General features: G+C 43.7%; 16 protein-coding genes. 3 read left to right on the top strand and 13 right to left on the bottom strand.

Annotation, left to right across the window (positions count from 1 at the left end; genetic code table 11):
- The 8 genes from DXD68_RS00750 to DXD68_RS00715 all read right to left on the bottom strand — a co-directional run bounded on the left by DXD68_RS00750 (position 1) and on the right by DXD68_RS00715 (position 7859).
- Positions 1-1668 (bottom strand): M56 family metallopeptidase, encoded by a 1668-nt coding sequence (locus DXD68_RS00750; protein ID WP_122359856.1) that lies wholly within the window; start codon positions 1666-1668, stop codon positions 1-3.
- A gap of 4 nt (positions 1669-1672) precedes the next feature.
- Positions 1673-2038 (bottom strand): BlaI/MecI/CopY family transcriptional regulator, encoded by a 366-nt coding sequence (locus DXD68_RS00745; protein ID WP_122359855.1) that lies wholly within the window; start codon positions 2036-2038, stop codon positions 1673-1675.
- A gap of 541 nt (positions 2039-2579) precedes the next feature.
- On the bottom strand, positions 2580-2816 hold the full coding sequence (locus DXD68_RS00740) for a hypothetical protein (RefSeq protein WP_147382967.1): 237 nt from the start codon (positions 2814-2816) through the stop codon (positions 2580-2582).
- Between the two features lie 105 nt (positions 2817-2921).
- On the bottom strand, positions 2922-3533 hold the full coding sequence (locus DXD68_RS00735; RefSeq protein ID WP_122359853.1) for a DUF3226 domain-containing protein: 612 nt from the start codon (positions 3531-3533) through the stop codon (positions 2922-2924).
- Positions 3530-4606: an AAA family ATPase gene (locus DXD68_RS00730; protein WP_122359852.1), complete on the bottom strand. Its 1077-nt coding sequence runs from the start codon at positions 4604-4606 to the stop codon at positions 3530-3532. Before DXD68_RS00730 ends, DXD68_RS00735 begins: the two co-directional genes overlap by 4 nt.
- 145 nt (positions 4607-4751) lie before the next feature.
- Entirely contained in the window at positions 4752-5411 is a 660-nt protein-coding gene (gene trhA / locus DXD68_RS00725; protein WP_122359851.1) for a PAQR family membrane homeostasis protein TrhA, read from the bottom strand.
- Between the two features lie 10 nt (positions 5412-5421).
- Positions 5422-5628 (bottom strand): heavy-metal-associated domain-containing protein, encoded by a 207-nt coding sequence (locus DXD68_RS00720; RefSeq protein WP_122359850.1) that lies wholly within the window; start codon positions 5626-5628, stop codon positions 5422-5424.
- A 20-nt stretch (positions 5629-5648) separates the two neighbouring features.
- Positions 5649-7859: a heavy metal translocating P-type ATPase gene (locus tag DXD68_RS00715; protein ID WP_122359849.1), complete on the bottom strand. Its 2211-nt coding sequence runs from the start codon at positions 7857-7859 to the stop codon at positions 5649-5651.
- A gap of 208 nt (positions 7860-8067) precedes the next feature.
- Here DXD68_RS00715 and DXD68_RS00710 point away from each other — a divergent pair, with 208 nt between their 5' ends.
- Entirely contained in the window at positions 8068-8520 is a 453-nt protein-coding gene (locus DXD68_RS00710; protein WP_122359848.1) for a YhcH/YjgK/YiaL family protein, read from the top strand.
- An 89-nt stretch (positions 8521-8609) separates the two neighbouring features.
- Here the strand turns inward: DXD68_RS00710 and DXD68_RS00705 are convergent, their stop codons facing one another.
- Positions 8610-10991: a PAS domain-containing hybrid sensor histidine kinase/response regulator gene (locus DXD68_RS00705; RefSeq protein WP_122359847.1), complete on the bottom strand. Its 2382-nt coding sequence runs from the start codon at positions 10989-10991 to the stop codon at positions 8610-8612.
- Positions 10992-11013: 22 nt separating this feature from the next.
- The gene (locus DXD68_RS00700; RefSeq protein ID WP_122359846.1) at positions 11014-11370 is read right to left on the bottom strand and encodes an Hpt domain-containing protein; all 357 of its coding nucleotides are present in this window, start codon (positions 11368-11370) and stop codon (positions 11014-11016) included.
- 158 nt (positions 11371-11528) lie between these two features.
- Between DXD68_RS00700 and DXD68_RS00695 the strand changes: the two genes are divergently transcribed.
- Positions 11529-12413 carry a helix-turn-helix domain-containing protein gene (locus tag DXD68_RS00695; RefSeq protein ID WP_122359845.1) on the top strand — a complete coding sequence of 295 codons (885 nt, stop codon included), beginning with the start codon at positions 11529-11531 and terminating at the stop codon, positions 12411-12413.
- A 21-nt stretch (positions 12414-12434) separates the two neighbouring features.
- On the opposite strand, the gene DXD68_RS00690 is transcribed toward DXD68_RS00695, so the two are convergent.
- Together DXD68_RS00690 and hypD are read right to left on the bottom strand one after the other, a co-directional pair.
- The gene (locus DXD68_RS00690) at positions 12435-13343 is read right to left on the bottom strand and encodes a glycyl-radical enzyme activating protein (protein ID WP_122359844.1); all 909 of its coding nucleotides are present in this window, start codon (positions 13341-13343) and stop codon (positions 12435-12437) included.
- An 84-nt stretch (positions 13344-13427) separates the two neighbouring features.
- Complete coding sequence (gene hypD, locus DXD68_RS00685; RefSeq protein ID WP_122359843.1) at positions 13428-15866, bottom strand: trans-4-hydroxy-L-proline dehydratase; 2439 nt, start codon at positions 15864-15866, stop codon at positions 13428-13430.
- 265 nt (positions 15867-16131) lie between these two features.
- Between hypD and DXD68_RS00680 the strand changes: the two genes are divergently transcribed.
- Complete coding sequence (locus DXD68_RS00680; RefSeq protein WP_122360480.1) at positions 16132-17796, top strand: AMP-binding protein; 1665 nt, start codon at positions 16132-16134, stop codon at positions 17794-17796.
- Positions 17797-17875: 79 nt separating this feature from the next.
- Here the strand turns inward: DXD68_RS00680 and dapA are convergent, their stop codons facing one another.
- Complete coding sequence (gene dapA / locus DXD68_RS00675) at positions 17876-18769, bottom strand: 4-hydroxy-tetrahydrodipicolinate synthase (protein ID WP_122359842.1); 894 nt, start codon at positions 18767-18769, stop codon at positions 17876-17878.
- Between the last annotated feature and the right edge of the window lie 14 nt (positions 18770-18783).

Below are 18783 nucleotides of genomic sequence, written 5' to 3'. Positions count from 1 at the left end.
TTACTTCCCTTTTAATGCATTCTTTGTTGTTATATAAATAACTCCGTTTCGGGCTTTTTCCCCATGCATTTTTTTGGCGGACTCATCTTTCATTACAGAGATCGATTCAATAATATTAGGATTTATTTTTTGAATTGCATCTTCATCTGTCTGTTCCACACCATCGACGAAAACAAGCGGATTTCCTGATCCTTGGCTATTTCTGATACGAAGATTTACATTTCCAGGCAAATTTCCTTCCATGGCCCCATGACCCACTACCTTTACTTCATTCTCTTTCACTTTTCCGGAATCGAGACCTTTCTTTGTTACCACCGAAATAACGCCCTGCTTATCCGTAGCATTATATTTCGCTAAAAGTTCTTTGCTCCGGTCCTTCGGACTCACCGAAAAACTGAAGATATCATCCGGAGAGACAGCATCCAACTGCTCGTAGGTCGCAACTTCATAATCTATCAGAATCAGGTTGCGGGACATTTCAACTTTCGTCTTAATCTTCTTCATACGGTCTTCAGCCCCTTTAGAAAAGTCGTCCAGCTGTTTCTGCATGGATTCCAGCGGATCCTCAGTCTCTTTCTTTTCCACCGGAGACACTTCGATCTTGATAATCTTCGTATCCTGAGGAACCGAAGTATCCACCTTCGATGTCACTTTTACAACCGGTTTGACTACCGGCTTTTCTTCCGGTACCGGAGCAGCCTCCACAACGGATTCTGCTTTTTTAGGCTCAATAACTTCCTTTACCGGAACAATTTCGCTAATTTTGGCACTTGAAATCTTTTCCAGTTCGCGAGAGATTTCAGGACGGGCAAAAGCAACTACTGCAACCGCAGTCAGCGGAAGTACATACAGATACTTCAGCCGTGCCCAGGGATTCGATTTTCGTTTTAACATCATAGTAATTCGTTTTTTTAGTTTACTGTGATTAAAGCTGTTGGCCATAGAAGTGAAGCGCTGTGAACCAACAGCTTTTTTTATTAATAATAATTGATATCTCTTTGCATCGACACCGTGATTGATCACACTCTCATCGGCTTCGTATTCATGAATATTCTGTAACTCCTGTTTGAGCAGCCAGACAGCCGGATTGAACCACTGAAGTATCACGCAAAAGCTACAGACCAGCATATCCAGGGAATGGCAAGCTCCGATATGTGCCAGTTCGTGTGTCAATATCTCTTCGCCGCTTTCGTCCATATCTTTCCGGGAGATGACAATGTACCCCATCCAGCTGAACGGACTGACAGCCTCATTCGTCACCACCAGTTTGCATCCCTGGGAAAGCACTGTCCTCTCCCCTTTCCCGATCATCCGCCAGATACGGATCATCGAATAGAGAAAACGGAGAAAGAAGAAAACACAGCCTGCCAAATAGACGACAAACAACAACGGAAGCCAAAAAGACTGAGGTGTCTGTACCTCTATATCCGTCTGCATCTCCGCCATCTGAAAAAGAGATTCCAAATTCAGTAACGGACGTTGTATCGCGACAGGCTCATCCGTAATAATACGGATAAAAGGAATAGCGACGGATAAGACAATGACACTCAGCAGGGCAATACGGTTGAAACGGTGGAAAGTCTCACGGCTCAACAACAGTCTGTAGAAAAGATAGAAAACAGCCAGGCATACAGACGATTTAAGGATATAAACAAAGAAGTCTCCCATACGATCAGTTTTTATTAGCTTGTTCTACTTCATCCAGCAACTGCCGGAGTTCATCTACAGAAATATCTTCCTCCTTGATCAGGGAAGATACAACCCCGAGGTAAGAGTTATTAAAATACTTGGCAATGACATTCTTCAGCGTACCTTTACTATACTCCGCCTCACTGACGGCACTATAATATTGGTACGTGTTCCCGAATGTATTATGTGAAAGAAAACCCTTCTCCTCCAATCCGCGGACAATGGTCGACAACGTATTGAAATGAGGCTTCGGATCTTCATAATATTCCAGCAATTGCTTTACGAACAGAGGACCTTTTTTCCAAAAATAGCCCATGATCTCTTCTTCTTTTGCAGTAAGTCGTTTCATATCTTTGAATGTTTACGGCAAAGTAACTAAAAGTTTTAGTTCAAAAACTAAATTACTTAGTTAATAAACTAAAAGAGATCGTTATTCCTGCGATAACCACAAGGACAGCCACACATATCCATACAGGAAAAGATTGCTTACCCGTTGGCGGAATTTATTTGCTAAAATCATAAGGATATGATTACCTTTCACCTGTCACCGCATGCATCTACCTGTATATCTGCACTTTCCGGTGACACGTATTGGTGAAGGCTAAAATCATAAATCAAAAGTAGGGACTTTTGAAATGTTAAGACAAGACTTTTGAAATCAAAAGTAGGGACTTTTATTTTCAAAAGAGCTATCTTTTTTTGGGAAATACTTACGTCTTTTCTTCAATGGGTAGGCACCCATTCACATTGGCTCCGGCAGCCACAAATATTCACTCCGGCAGCTATTAAAAATAGCTCCGGCAGCCACAGATATTAACTCCGACAGCTATTTGAAAAAAACTTACGGGTTCACAGGTGAAGGCAATTTGTTGTCGGTGAAACGTCACCCGTCACCACATCCAGCTGTTTATCAGATCAATACATACATGTGACAGGTGAAAGGTATGGGCAAAGTTCTCATGAAGCCGTTTGGTGAAATACAAATGCTTCCCGGAAGGGAAAAGATTTGTCCCTTCGGGTGTATAGATCTCTCGTTTGCGACAATGATGTATAGCCTGCAGCATCAGCGGATACTGCTTTTCCTTATTCGCTCTGGGCATGTTTATTCGAATCTTTATTGATGCCATAAGCTTTAAATAATATCACAAAGTCTGATGCAATTTGAAATAAGTCCGTGATGAAAGAAAAAAAGGGAGAAATAGCAATTTGTCATGTATTGATCCCTCTGTTCCTTATTTCTCCTTTAAAGCTAATAAAAGAAACTCTTTCAAAGGCTTCAAATAATCAGCCTCTAAATTCCAATATTTAGGTTTATCAAAGAAAAAATCTTGTTTATTTTTAAAAGCTTCAGCTTCTTTTCTAGTTTTCTTTATGGATTCCAAATAAGCATAAATTTTAGATTTTCTGTTAGGTGTTATATATTTGGAATCTCCATTCTCTTCTTTATGACCCGAAACACACATTTCATATCCTTCAAAACATTCAAGCAAACAAGCATGTTCCTCATTAACTATATGTTCCAATAGTAACTCAAAATCACCATCATCCTTATTGTTAGGGAATAGGAATAAGTCGGCTGATAATGATAATTCCTCCAGTTTATCAAGCAAATATTTCATTCTTACAGCATAGCCACCTCCATTCTCATCACTATCAGCATCGAAAACAACCAGGTTTTTACCACCACGTTCACTGTTTTCCTTAAATTGCTGATCCAGTAAATGTAATTTAGTGTATCCTCCCGCAGAAATAATCTCCCAAACTCCCTCATCTTTTTCTGATAAAAACCGGAGGTATTTTTCCAAAAATTGCTTATCCCTTCCTTCTACAAAAATTCGAATCATCTTATTTCGATTTCCTGGTTGATAACATATTGAAATTTCTCATAAGGATATTTATATGCTTTGAGTTCATCAGTCGGCATATGTCGTAGAGAATAGCACATTATATCATTTTGTGAATCAGCATATCCGTCTTCAGATAAAACTTTATTCAAAGATTGCAACGATTCAATGTTATGCGTAGTAGCAAAAACCTGTACATTCAACAAGTCTGCAGTTTTAATTATAGCCTTCCATAAAGAGGATAAAGAAGAAAAATGCAATCCATTATCAATCTCATCAATAAAAACCGCACCATCCTTACAGGCATAAAGAGCTGTAACTATTGCCAACAATTTCCTAATACCATCACCTAACATATTTATAGGAATCAATCTGTCCAACCCTATATCTACATTTATCTGAGATTTCAAAACAGTTATAGATTTTATCCTGGGTTCTATATGCTGTAATATTTCCACGATCACTTTTTCCTGTTTCTCCTCTATAATACGCGTCAATTGTTCAACAGCAATATTAAACGCATATTTGGAACTGATATACGCTGTTGACAGGGTTTCTTTATATTCCTTAGGAAACTTGATTTCTAATTTTTCTTCGTTCTTCTTATTTAATCTTATCGTTGCACTATCGCTTTTCTTTTCACCATGCGAATCTATGTATCCAAAATTCATAGTCAACCCTGTACTGATATCCGCTTCCTTATTAGAAAGGGTAAGACTGGATATATCATTTTTAGAAAGTACAATTTTAGATTGTGAAACAACCGGACTTATTTTTAGTTCTCTGATAATCTTATCATTAATATTGCCACGTATGTAAATATGATTGCTTGTTTGCATATTATAAAAATTCAAAGCAATATCATCTTCAGTAAAACTGTTATAATCTCTGAATTGATTTATTCTCATATTGAGAATAGGATTGGAAAAGCCTGATAATAAAAATATGGCATCAAGCACAGTAGACTTGCCACAATTATTTTTTCCGACAAGCAAATTGACCTGCTTCAAGTCAGGGAGAAGCAAATGTTTTATGCCTCTAAAATTATTTATCTCAACTTCGTTAAAAACCATATTGGACTATTATTGGACTACATAGGATACAAAAGTAACGATTTACCACAATATACAGCTTGCTTATTAAAGATTATTTTATCAATGTATCCGGCTTCCTCCACAGAATCCCTGGAATGGAAGAGAGTTCCTTGAACATCTTTTTTTATCTTACCAACAAATAGACAGAGATGAAATGGCAGACACTGCCGCCTAATACAAATAAATGCCAGAGAGGGTGCATGTACTTATATTTATCGAAGAAGTAAAAAATACATCCCACTGTATAGAAGAGTCCTCCGCCGATCAGCCAGTACAGGACATCCATCGAAGCAGTCTGTCGGCAAACATCCAGTAAAGGTTTGAAAGCGATAATGACTACCCAGCCCATTGCCAGGTAACAGGCCGTTTTCAGATGATCCGTTTTCTTCATCTTCCGGAAACTCAGGAAGATCCCTATTGCAGCAGCAATCCAGACGATCGCAAACAACGACCATCCCCAGTAACCGACCTGACGGAGGGCTACCAATGTGAAAGGAGTATACGTCCCGGCAATATGCAGATAAATAGCGCTATGATCGAAGCGACGAAGCAGCCTTTTACGCCGTGCGTTCGCAGAAGCATGATAAAAAGTCGAAGTGACGTAAGAAGATGTCATGCTAAGGGCATACACAATCGAACTGCCCACAGCCCAGGGATTTCCGCTGCGGATGGAAGCCGCTACTAACAGAATAAGGGCAACCATTCCGAAAACCATCCCTGAGCCATGGGTCAGTACATTGGCTACTTCTTCGCCATACGTTTGTCTTTGTTTGGTTCTGACCATTACCTACCGGTTACAGTTGTTCGGCTTTAAAACCGGCTTCCGTAACAGCAGCAACGATCGTATCTGCCGGGACATCGGCTGTCACTTCCAACACCTTATCCGGTGATTTCAGATCGATAGACCATTCATTGTCTTTCAGTACGTTATTCAGTTTTGCACCGATGGCAGCCACACAGCCGCCACATTTTGCATTTGTTTTAAATTTCATTGTCGACATAATTCTTTCTGTTTATAATGTTACTTCATAAATTTCAGTCTCAAACTGTTAAGCACCACAGACACGGAGCTGAATGCCATCGCCGCACTCGCCAGCATCGGGTTCAGCAGCAATCCGTTTACCGGGAACAAAACACCCGCTGCCAAAGGTATGCCTATCAGGTTATAGATAAACGCCCAAAACAAGTTCTGATGGATCAGCCGCACGGTACGTTTCGACAATTTGATCGCTTCGGGCAATAACAACAAGTCGGAGGTTATCAGCGTGACCATCGCCACATCCATGGCAATATCCGTCCCTTTCCCCATTGCAATGCTGACATCCGCACGGGCGAGTGCCTGCGAGTCGTTAATACCGTCGCCCACCATGGCAACTTTCTTTCCGAGCTTCTGGAGAGCGATAATATATTCCTCTTTATCGTTCGGCATCACTTCCGCTTTAAAATGACCGATACCTAACGTATTTGCCACCCTTTCAGCCGTCTTCACTCCGTCGCCCGTCAGCAAATGAACCTCTATTCCCATCTCCGTCAATTTGCTGACAGCCTCTGCCGATGTCGGTTTGATACGGTCTGAAATAGCCAAAACAGCCAGCAGGCGATCGCCTTCGCCATAATAAACGACGCTTATACCTTCATCCTGCCATTTGCCGATCTGCTCCATGGTTTCGTCGGGGATGCGGGCACCGAACATTTCCAGCAGCCCCTGGCTTCCGACCCAATACACGGTACCTCCCGCTTCCATACGGATTCCGCGCCCGGTAAGACTTTCGAAATTCTCTGCTTCAGTACTCGATGCACCCGAATCTTCCAGCCAGCGGATAATGGCGGAGGCCAGCGGATGTTCCGACTTCAGTTCTGCCGTATAGAGAATATCCAGATAGCAGACATTCGATTCGGTCAGCCAACAGGAATCGACCACTACCGGAACTCCTTCCGTCAACGTTCCTGTCTTATCTAATACGATCGTGTCGACTTTGCAAAGGGTTTCCAATGCGTAGGCATCTTTTATCAGGATATGCCGTTCAGCCCCCTTCCCCATTCCGACCATCAGAGCGGTAGGAGTTGCCAGCCCCAAGGCACACGGACAGGCAATGACCAATACCGAAACAGCCGAAAGGAGTGCATAAGAGAAATAGCTGCCGCCGCCAATCACCATCCAGCAGATGAATGTGATCACGGAAAGCAACACGACCACCGGTACAAATATACCGCTTATTTTATCAACTATACGCTGCACAGGTGCTTTACTTCCCTGGGCAGCCTGTACCATCTGAACGATTTGTGCCAGGATCGTATCATTTCCCACTCCGGTAGCTTCCATAGTAAAAGCTCCTTTCTGGTTGATTGTTCCTGCCAGTACCCGATCGCCCGCCGTTTTCTCTACCGGGATCGGCTCGCCGCTCAGCATGCTTTCATCGACCGATGAGGAGCCTTGCAGCAAAACACCGTCCACCGGGATCTTCTCGCCGGGGCGGACACTCACCACATTCCCTGTTTTCAAAGAAGAGATGGGGACTTCTTCCTCTTTGCCGTCCGTCACCAGGCGTGCCGTCTTCGGCTGTAATCCCATCAGGCTTTTGATCGCGGAAGAGGTGCTGTTCTTTGCCCGTTCCTCCATCAGTTTACCCAACAAGACGAAAGCAATAATTACTCCCGATGCCTCATAATACACATGCGGCTCCAATCCCCTTTCGATCCAGAACTGCGGATATACGGTATTAAAGAAACTGAAAATAAAAGCAATGGATGTACTCAGGGCAACCAGCGTATCCATATTCGCCTTTCCCTGGATCGCATGGCGTGCACCGCTCACATAGAATGTCCTGCCGAAGAGCAGCATAATCGCCAGGGCAAGCACCATCATGATCCAGTTGGCATACGGCATATGCATGAACACCATACCCAGCAACGCCAGCGGTACGGACAGCACCCATGCCCCGATCGTATTCCGTTTCAGTTTCTTATAATGCTTACGCGCCATCTCCTCCTGCTCGGCAAGCGGGTCTTCCGACTCTATGATCAGATCATACCCCGCCGCCTGTACGGCTTCCTGTATTTTTTGCAAACTGATAACGGACGGACGGAATCTGACGGATAAAGTATTAGCCGCGAAATTGACAGTCGCATCTTCTACTCCGGGAAGTACACTGACAGTGCTTTCCACGTTATTGGCACAAACCGCACAACTCATCTCCAGGACGGGCAGTACCTTACTTTCTATATCTTTCATTATTGTGTATCTATTTATACCGATTCTATATTGTAGAACAAAGATACGAATAAATCAGTTGCAACAAAGTTGCGGATTTTCATTATTTCTCATTAAGATATGTACAAATTTAATAGTTTTATTTGGTATCTTTGTTCTATTATTTAACAATCGGATACCCGATCTTTGTCAGACTAATTAACGGATAAATTTATAAATAAATACAGTTATGATACTTGACTCCTTGAATAACACAGAAAAGGTAGAGCGCTTACACCCTCTTTTCAAAAAAGCATTTGATTACATAAAAGAAACTGATTTTTCTAAAGTGGAAGACGGCAAATATGAACTGGACGGTTCCCGTCTGTTCATCAATGTGGCCAGCCTGACCGGTAAGGATAAAAAGGATGCCGCTATCGAAACACACAAGAAATATATCGATATCCAGCTGCCTCTGCTAGGTGTGGAAAAGATCGGCTGGAAGCCCGGTTGCGAACTGCAGGAAGAATCGATTCCTTACGACGAAGCGAAGGATATTGCTTTCTATGTAGACCGCCCCACGGCTTATACAAAGATTTATCCGGGACAATTCGCCGTTTATTTTCCGGAAGACGGCCACGCCCCCGGTATCGGTGAAGGGAATATCCGCAAAGTGATCGTAAAAGTACAGGTAGAAGAATAAAACATTGTCAGATACAACAGAGCCGGTATCTTCCTTAAAGATTGAATCATCTTTACTGGGAAGATGTCGGCTTGCTTTTGTAAAAATCCTTACAGATACGCAGATAAAACACCCATCAACGCTTTAATATCGATTGGCTTTGCCAAATGATGGTTCATACCTGCATTAAGGGCATTCGTCACATCTTCCGAAAAGGCATTCGCCGTCATGGCGATAATGGGCATATTCTTAGTGTCTGTACGCGGCAGCTGGCGTATTTGGCGGGCGGCTTCGTAACCGTCCATAACCGGCATCTGAATATCCATCAGGATCATCTGATAGTAACCTTCTGCTGATTGCAACACTCTGTCGACAGCATCCTGTCCGTTGACCGCCGTTTCAACCAGTACACCTGTACTGCCGATAATCTCCTCGGCTATCTCACGGTTCAGTTCATTATCTTCTACCAGCAAAAGCCGTTTGCCGGAATGATTGACATCAGAAAAGCTAATCGGTACAGCTACATGATCCACTTTATTATTTGCAGTGAACTGTCTTAATACCTGAAGCAGTTTAGATTTAAAAAGAGGTTTAGCTATGAAACCGTTCGCACCGGCTCTCTTTGCGTCGGTCTCGTATTCTTCTATATCATAAGCAGAAAGGATAATGATCGGGATATCCGAACCTATGGAGCTTCGGATCTGCCGGGTCGTCTCTATACCATCCATTCCCGGCATTTTCAAATCCATGATAACCGCAAAATATTCATCATTCACCTGATGACGTTTCCGGGCTGCAGCAACAGCTTCGCTACCGGAACAGACCCAATCACTGTCGACTCCGATCTCCGACAGGCAATTACAGGTTGTCTGGCAAGCTATCTTGTCATCATCTACGACAAGTATCGAAAGACCGCCATCCATCTTTCCGTCTGAAACTTCTTCTCCATATTTCAGGGGCATAGTTATTGTAAAGCGTGAACCTTTACCATATTCACTTTCCACTTTTATATCGCCTCCCATCATGCTGATGATCTTATGGCTGATGGACATGCCTAATCCCGTTCCCTGTATAGAACTGATACCCTGATCATCTGCACGTTCGAACGGTTGGAAAATGTATTTAAGAAACTCCGGCTTCATCCCTCTGCCATTGTCTTCAAAGACAAATTCATAATTGCTTCTTCCATTGGATAAAGTTTTCTCACTGAGACTGATCAAAATCCTTCCGCCGTCAGGCGTATATTTCACTGCATTCGATAATATGTTCATCAAGACCTGCTTGATTCTCTGTATATCCCCGATCACATATTCATGGTGTAAATTCATAAGATGGATGTCGAGCTTATGCTTTTTACTTTTCACCTCCGACTGCATCATCACAATTAAATCCTGTAGAAGCTCACCTATATTCAATTCATCTTCCGATAACCTGAGGCGCCCGCTCTCTATCTTCGACATATCCAAAACTTCATTGATAAGTCCCAACAACAGATTAGAGGCACCGGTAATTTTCTTCAGACAGTCAAGCACCCGGTCTCTTTCATTAATATGGTTTGCGGCAATAGCCGTCATTCCTACAATAGCATTCATCGGCGTGCGGATATCATGGCTCATACGTGCCAGGAAATCCGATTTTGCCTGATTTGCCTTTTCTGCATTATCGAAAGCTTCTTTCAATAACTTAGATTGTTCCTCTAGTTTTTTTCTTAATTCCCGCTGCTCGGTAATGTCTGTAATATCGATGTAAACAATAATATAGATCGGTTCACCATTGACACAACCTATACATTCGCCGTTTAACTGAAACCAGGAATAACTTCCGTTCTTCTTTTTAGAGCATATAATAAAATGAACAGGTTCTCCTTTTTGCATCAGAGGAACATGGGAGTTCAAAACCTGCCTGCTTTCCTCTGCCAGATGAGTAAAAGTAGAAAACGAACTCATATTCTCCTTTCTTATTTCAAAAAAACTCAAAAACTTGTCATTGGCATCTATCAACCCGAATGTTCCGTCTTTCCGGATCGTGTATTTAGCGATGAAGCCGGGGATATTCTCATAGGCAATCGACTGTTCGATACGTTTTTGCATCATTTCATCGACATTGGTTATAACCGTGTAGGATATAGGATAGCCGTTATGTATCTCATTGGTGAAAGTTGCCGTAATCTTCGTCCAGATCATAGATCCGTTTTTCCGTTTCATTTGGACATATACCTCATATCCGTTCCTTTCCTCTTCTACAGCCTTCATCACAGCATCGACAACCGTATTCCAGGCATCCGGACTATCGGCAAAAAATAAATCGCACTGATTATGAAAAGTAGCTTCATATTCTTCTTTCGGATAACCTATCAAATCATAATAAAAGTCATTAGCCCATAAGACTGTAAAATGCTCATCCATCAAATGTTTGCTGACACTGACCCCCATTGTACACATCAACAGGTTATAATCACCATCTACTTCCGGCTGTAAAAACTGTTCTTCCATGAATTATCCCCTTTATCAATTATCAATGATTTTCCCTTATTATGCGGCATATCTTTTCATACCGGGATTTCAGCAGTGTCTGCTGTTCCGGTATCTGTTCCATATTCCCTTGCCGGAGTTGTTCCGTCATGGGTGTCAACACATCCAAAAGATACCGGATATCCAGGTTTGCTACTATCCCTCTCAAAGTATGAGCTTGAATAAAAGCATTTTGAACATCGTTCTTCTTCAGACATTCATCCAATAGCAGGAATGTTTTGTCCTGTATGAATTTCAAAAGGAATTTATCATACAGCATTTCACTTCCCATAAAGCGGTCGAGTGCGCTTTCTAAATTAACACCAGCGTCCAGCAGTTGCTGTTTATATTTGTTCGTCATACAAGTATAGTGAAGATAAATCGATAATTTCTACAAAGGAACGATTATTAGCGGCAACGAGCAAATCCATTTTTTTCTTTATATGCTCTATTCTTTCTGTCATAACATTTGTTTTTCAAATAATATCTATATTTGATGCAAAAACTGATCGACAGAACATGGATAAACAAATTATCAGTATCGATTCGCCAACCGACTTCATAGTCGGCAAATACGTATCTTCCGATGAGCTCAAGCAATATATGGATTCGCCTTATAAAATCAAAGCCGGGGTTTTCATTCTCTGCATGGAGGGACATATACGCACTACCATAAACCAATCCGAATATACGGCAACACGGCTTCATGTGACAACACTAATCCCCAATTCTTATTTACAGATACATGAAATATCAGAAGAGATATTAATCTATTTTGTGGCTTTTTCTTCTGATTTTATGGGATACGTTAACTTTGTGAGAAGTACGATGAACTGCCTGTCCGTTATCTACAGGAATCCGGTCATTCCTATTTCTCAGGAGATGTCCAGTCTTTTCGCCACTTTCTACGACCTCTTATTCCAGTATGCCATATACCCCAATATCCTGAACAATAAAGAGATGATCAAGGCTATTTTTACCATGTGCAGCCAGGGTATCGTCGAATTATACAACAACAATCAGCTGCTGGAAAAACGCGAGTCGACCCGGTATACTGAAATATACCAGGATTTCATGAACCTGGTCCTGCAACATTACACGACAAAACATAACGTAACATTCTATGCGGACCAACTGGGACTGACACCTCCTTATTTCTCTACATCGATCAAAAAGGCGATCGGACAAACCCCTCTCGAAGTCATCACCCAAATCATTATCATGGATGCCAAAGCTCAAATAAAAGGAACTAATCAGGAGATTAAGAAAATAGCCATAGGGCTTGGTTTCAACAATCTGTCTTTCTTCAACCGTTTCTTCCGGCAGCATGTAGGAATGACACCTCAGGAATACAGAGGGAAAACATATACCTATTCTTATTATCAGAAAGATCCCGATAAATAAATACGTTCCTGTTACCTTCTTTTACCCTCCGGTTACCACTTCTATTCCATACCGGTTAAACAGCTCCGTGTACCGCTGCACGGTTTCTTCAGAAGGTGTCGCCATCGGATACCGGTCCGGGTTGTACACCGTACCTAATTTCTCATGCTTATTTTTCCCTATATCATGATATAGCAGAATATTCACTGTGCGGTGCTTCCAGGGTAAAGAAGAAAGAAAGGCGGCAGATCGTACTATATTCTCTTCATCGGCATTGATGCCTTCGATCAGCGGAATACGGATACGGAACTCATGTCCGACTTCTGCTATCATACGTAAGTTTGACAGAATCAACTCGTTAGGCACTCCACAGTAAAGTTTATGTTTAATCGTATCCATCTGTTTGAGATCTACCAGAAACAGTTCGGAATGTTCCATGACCTCCCGCACGATTTCCGGTCGGGCAAACAAGGTCGTATCGACGGCACGGTGAATCCCGAGTTCCCCGCAACGCCTGAGCAATTCCAGCAACATCTCCGGATGCAGCAACGGTTCACCGCCGCAGAAAGTAACGCCTCCCTCCGACCGATCCATAAAAACCGTTTCTTTTTCAATCTCTTTCATCAGGTAATCGATGGAGTATTCCGTTCCGGATATCTCCATCGCCCATGCCGGACAGACCTCTGCACATATACCGCACAGATCACAGAGGGACGGATCGGTCACAATCCCGCCGGCTGTCCATGTCAACGCCTTTTGCGGACAGGCTTCCACGCAGGTCCGGCATCCTATACATTTCTTTCGGGTATACAGTTTCTGTTTCCGGCTGGATAATCCCTCCGGATTATGGCACCACACACAGGAGAGCGGGCATCCTTTCATGAAAAGAGTCGTCCGGATGCCCGGCCCGTCATTTATCGCATAGCGCTTTATATCGAATATCAGAGCCATTTTTTTAGTTGACAATTGACAGTTGACAATTGACAATTTTAGGGCATTTCACCTGTCAACTGTCAATTATCAACTGTCAACTAATTAAAAGTTATCCTGCTCCGTACGGGCAATCACATCTGCCTGCAGGTCTGCATTCATATCATTAAAGTAATCGCTGTAACCGGCTACACGTACCAGCAGGTCCCGATAATCTTCCGGACATTTTTGGGCAGCGTACAACGTCTCCGTATCCACGATATTAAACTGGATATGATGTCCGCCCAAAGCGAAATAGCTACGGATCAGGGAGGCCAGCTTCGAAATATCTTCTTCCCGCTTCAGGAGGCTCGGCAGGAAACGTTGGTTCAACAAGGTTCCACCGCTTTTTACCTGGTCCAGCTTACCCAGGGATTTGACAACGGCAGAGGGACCGTGTGTATCGGCTCCATGCGATGGAGATGTTCCGTCGGAGATCGCTTTCTCCGCCAAACGTCCGTTCGGGGTCGCTCCCATCACTTTGCCGAAATAGACATGACAGGTGGTCGACAGCATATTCAAGTGAAAACATTCTCCCTTCGTATTCGGCTTGCCTTCAATAGTGTCGTACAGGTCGTCGAAAACTTTAACAGCGATAGAGTCGGCATACTCGTCATCGTTACCGAAGAAAGGTGTACGGTTCAGGATCGTCTGACGCATCACTTCCGCACCGGCAAAATTGTTCGCCATCGCTTTCAGCAGCTCGTCCATAGAAAAACGTTTGTCCTCAAATACATGTTTCTTTAAGGAAGAAAGACTGTCGGTGATCGTACCCAGACCGGTACACTGTATGTAAGTCGTATTATAACGCGGGCCGCTGTTGTAATAGTCGCGTCCTTTGGCTATACAATCGTCAATAAACAGGGACAGGAAGGTGGCCGGAGCGTATTTGGCAAACATCCGGTCGATATAATTGCTGACACGCATCTTCATATCCACAAAATACCGGAGCTGTTTCAAAAAGGCGGCATACAGCTCATCATAACTTGCAAAGTCACGCGGATCGCCGGTTTCCAGTCCGACTTTACGACCCGAAACCGGATCGAGACCATTATTCAACGTCACTTCCAGTATCTTCGGTACATTCAGATATCCCGTCAGCACATAAGCCTCTTTACCGAAAGCGCCGACTTCGATGCAACCACTGCAACCGCCCTCCCGGGCATCGTGCAACGATTTACCCTGGCGCATCAGTTCCTGGATATACACATCCGGATTGAACACGGAAGGATATCCATGTCCCTGCCGGATCACCTTGCAGCCGGCACGCAGAAAACGTTCCGGCGTACGGGAACTGATATGAATGGCACTGCCCGGTTGCAGGATGTGCAGTTCTTCAATCGTCTCCAGCATGATATAAGAGACTTCGCTCACTCCGTCGCTACCGTCGGCTTTCACGCCTCCGATATTCAGGTTGGTAAAATCGTTGTATGTTCCGCTTTCCTTCGCGGTTATGCCGACTTTCGGGGGAGCCGTATGGTTATTTACTTTGATAAAGAAGCAGGACATCAGCTCTTTCGCTTCCGTACGGGTAAGCGTTCCGGCAGCTATTTCCTTTTCATAGAAAGGAGCCAGATGCTGGTCGAAATGTCCCGGATTCATGGCATCCCAGCCGTTCAGTTCGGTAATGGTTCCAAGGTGGACAAACCAATACATCTGTATAGCTTCCCAGTAAGTACGCGGGGCATGCGCCGGAACCCAGCGACAGAGCTCTGCGATTTTACGCAATTCAGCCGCCCGTACCGGGTCTTCCTCCGTTATCGACATCTCGTCGGCAAGGTCGGCATGACGCTCGGCAAACAGGATAGCGGCATCGCAGGAGATAGACATGGCGGTCAGTTCTTCCTGTTTGTCCGTTGCTTCCGGATCGTTCATGAAATCCAAAGCGGCCAGTTCACGGGCAATCCGCTCCTTCAGGTCCAGCAAACCATATCGATAAACTTTGCCGTCGAGTGCCGTATGCCCCGGAGCCCGTTGCTCCATAAACTCAGTGAACATGCCTGCCTCATAAGCATCTTTCCACTCTTTTGGAACATGGCTGAAGATACGTTCACGCTGTGTACGGCCTTTCCAATAAGGGATGACCTCACGTTCATACGTATCGATATCTTCCTGGCTGATGGTATAACGTTGCAATTCGCGGGTATTCAATACATGCAAGTCTTCTACACTATGGCAGGTGAGTTCCGGAAAAGTGGGTACTGCTTTCGGTGCCGGTCCGCGTTCCCCCACGATCAATTCGTCCTTACCTATATAGATGGTCTTATGCTTGCATATTTCCAGAAAGTTCAATGCTCTCAGGACCGGAATAGGATACTTGCCGTAGTTTTCTTTATAGAAACGGGTTTCGATCAATGCCCGTTCGATAGACAAAGAGGGTTCGGCTTCAAACGAAAGCCGGCGTAACCGTTTGATACGGTCGTTCATTCCATAGGCATTAGCTTCCACTGCAGGAGCAAAGTTTGATGCACTCTTCGGTGCACGCTGAGCTGTTATCATACTCATTTCGGATGGTTTATTTATTTAACACAAAAAGAATGGACCGCACCACAGGCGGCAATACCCGGGAGAGAAAGAACTGTTTAAAGATAGAACATCAAACAATTGAAAAGTTTTCTGTAACCTTTTATAACCATATTATTTACATCGTGTTACATCTGTCTCGCAAACATAAATACTTTTAAAGAATAAACAAAATTATTGCATGTGTATTTTTACTATATTTGCAACAATCAATTTGTTTTCATGGTTATTCAATAAACATATTTTCATGGAAAATCGTTTCTTAGGACTTATCGAGAACAGCATCAAGGAACATTGGGACCTTCCCGCTTTCTCTGATTATAATGGACATACGTACCATTATAAAGATGTGGCCCGCCGTATAGAAAAATTTCATATAATACTCGAACATGCAGGGATCAAGAAGGGAGACAAAGTGGCTTTGGTGGGGCGTAACTCGTCCAACTGGGCGATCTGCTTCTTCGGCATCCTGGCGTATGGAGCCGTAGCCGTCCCGATCCTGCACGAATTCAAACCGGACAACATCCATCATATCGTCAATCACTCGGGAGCCAAAGCCGTCCTGGCAGGAGCAAATAACTGGGAGAATATGAACGAACAGATGATGCCCGATGTGAAACTGTTCATGATGCTGGATAATTTCTCCATCATCAAAAGTAAGAACAAGGATGTACGCGTGGTACGCGACAGGATCAATGAATATTTCGGAAAGAAATATCCCCGTTCGTTTACTTCTGCTGATGTGAAATATCATACAGAACAACCGGAAGAACTGGCTGTATTGAATTATACCTCCGGGACCACCAGTTTCTCCAAAGGGGTTATGATCCCTTTCCGTAGTTTGTGGAGCAATACACAGTTTGCGTATGACAACCTGCCGTTTATCCATCCGGGAGACAGCGTGGTCTGTATGCTGCCGATGGCGCATATGTACGGCCTGGCTTTCGAGATACTGAACTGCGTAAACAAAGGTTGCCATGTGCACTTCCTGACACGTACGCCCAGCCCGAAGATCATTGCCGAGGCTTTCGCCCGTGTGAAACCGGCATTGATACTTGCCGTACCGCTTATCATTGAGAAAATCGTCAAGAACAAGATATTCCCGGAACTGGAAAAGCCTCTGATCAAGTTATTGCTGAAAGTTCCGTATCTCGACCAGAAAGTACTCGACACGATTGCCAAGAAGCTGAACGATTCCTTCGGGGGTAAATTCGGTGAAGTGGTTATCGGCGGAGCTGCGTTGAATAAAGAGGTGGAAGAGTTCCTGCGTTCGATCAAATTCCGTTATACCGTAGGGTATGGAATGACGGAATGCGGTCCGTTGGTTGCTTACGAGCAATGGGATACTTTCAAGAAAGGTTCCGTCGGACGGATCGTCGACCGGATGGAAGTACGTATCGATTCTGCCGACCCTGCTAAAGAAGTCGGCGAGATCCTTGTCCGGGGCATGAATGTCATGTTGGGATATTATAAGAATCCGGAAGCGACCAAAGCGGTTATGATGCGCGACGGATGGATGCGGACAGGCGATCTCGGAACGATTGACTCCGATGGCTTCCTATATATTCGCGGACGTAGCAAGACGATGATACTCGGTCCGAGCGGACAGAACATTTACCCGGAAGAGATTGAAGACCGCTTGAATAATATGTTGTATGTTGCCGAGTCACTGATCATCTCCCAGGGAGGTAAACTGGTAGCCCTGATCTATCCGGACTGGGAGCAGGTCGACAAGGCAGGTATCCAGCATTCTGAAATAGAAAAACTGATGCAGCAAAACGTCGACCAGCTGAATGCAGAAATGCCTTCCTACAGCAAGGTCTCCTGCTTTAAACTGTATCAGGAAGAATTTGAAAAGACACCCAAACGCAGTATCAAACGATATCTGTATCAGCCTGCAGAAGAAAATTAATATTACCTCCAGATGGTATAACGAAAAGCGGTGACATCAGATTCAGTATCGATGTCACCGCTTTTCGTTATTTAAATGATCAGCATTTGATGCTCAACTGGCGCAACACATCACGGATCTTCTCGAAAGTCGTGATACGTGTCGGCACCAATGGCAAACGCAATTTGTTTTCAATGAATCCCATGGCATTCAACATACTCTTCGCTCCTGCCGGATTACCATCCACAAACAACAGCTCGAACAATTCGGTGAAACCATGATGAATTTTACGGGCATTGTCGTAATCGCCAGCCAAAGCCAAACGTACCATACGGCTGAATTCACGTGGGAAAGCATTACCGATAACAGAAATAACACCGATAGCCCCCAATGTGATCAACGGGAAGGTGATGCCATCGTCACCTGAAATAACATTAAAGTTTGCAGGCTTATTCTTGATGATATCGTCCATCTGCGTGATATTTCCGGAAGCTTCTTTCACCGCAACTACATTCTTGAATTCACGTGCAATACGAAGTGTTGTTGCAGCACTCATATTGACGCCCGTTCTTCCCGGTACGTTATATAATACGATCGGAAGTTTGGTTGCTTCGGCTATCGCCTTATAATGCTGATAGATACCTTCCTGTGAAGGTTTATTATAATAAGGCACGACAGACAAAATCGCGTCGATACCATCGAAGTTATCGTTCTTTAATTTCTCAACGATCGTACGGGTACAGTTTCCGCCCACGCCTAAAACAATGGGGATACGTCCATTTACCTTCGTCACAATAAGATTGACAATTTTCTTTTTTTCTTCTTCAGTGAGGGTTGGAGTTTCTGCGGTAGTTCCTAATACTACCAGATAATCTGTTCCGTTCTGCAACTGGTAATCAACCAGTTTGCCTAACGCATCATAATCCACACTTTCGTCTTCTTTAAAGGGAGTGATCAAAGCCACACCCATTCCTTTCAAATTTATGTCTGCCATGGGGAAAATATTCC

The sequence above is a fragment of the Parabacteroides sp. TM07-1AC genome (assembly GCF_003480915.1).
In the GTDB taxonomy this organism is placed as follows: domain Bacteria; phylum Bacteroidota; class Bacteroidia; order Bacteroidales; family Tannerellaceae; genus Parabacteroides; species Parabacteroides chongii.
This window is presented reverse-complemented; position numbering and strand designations above follow the sequence as displayed.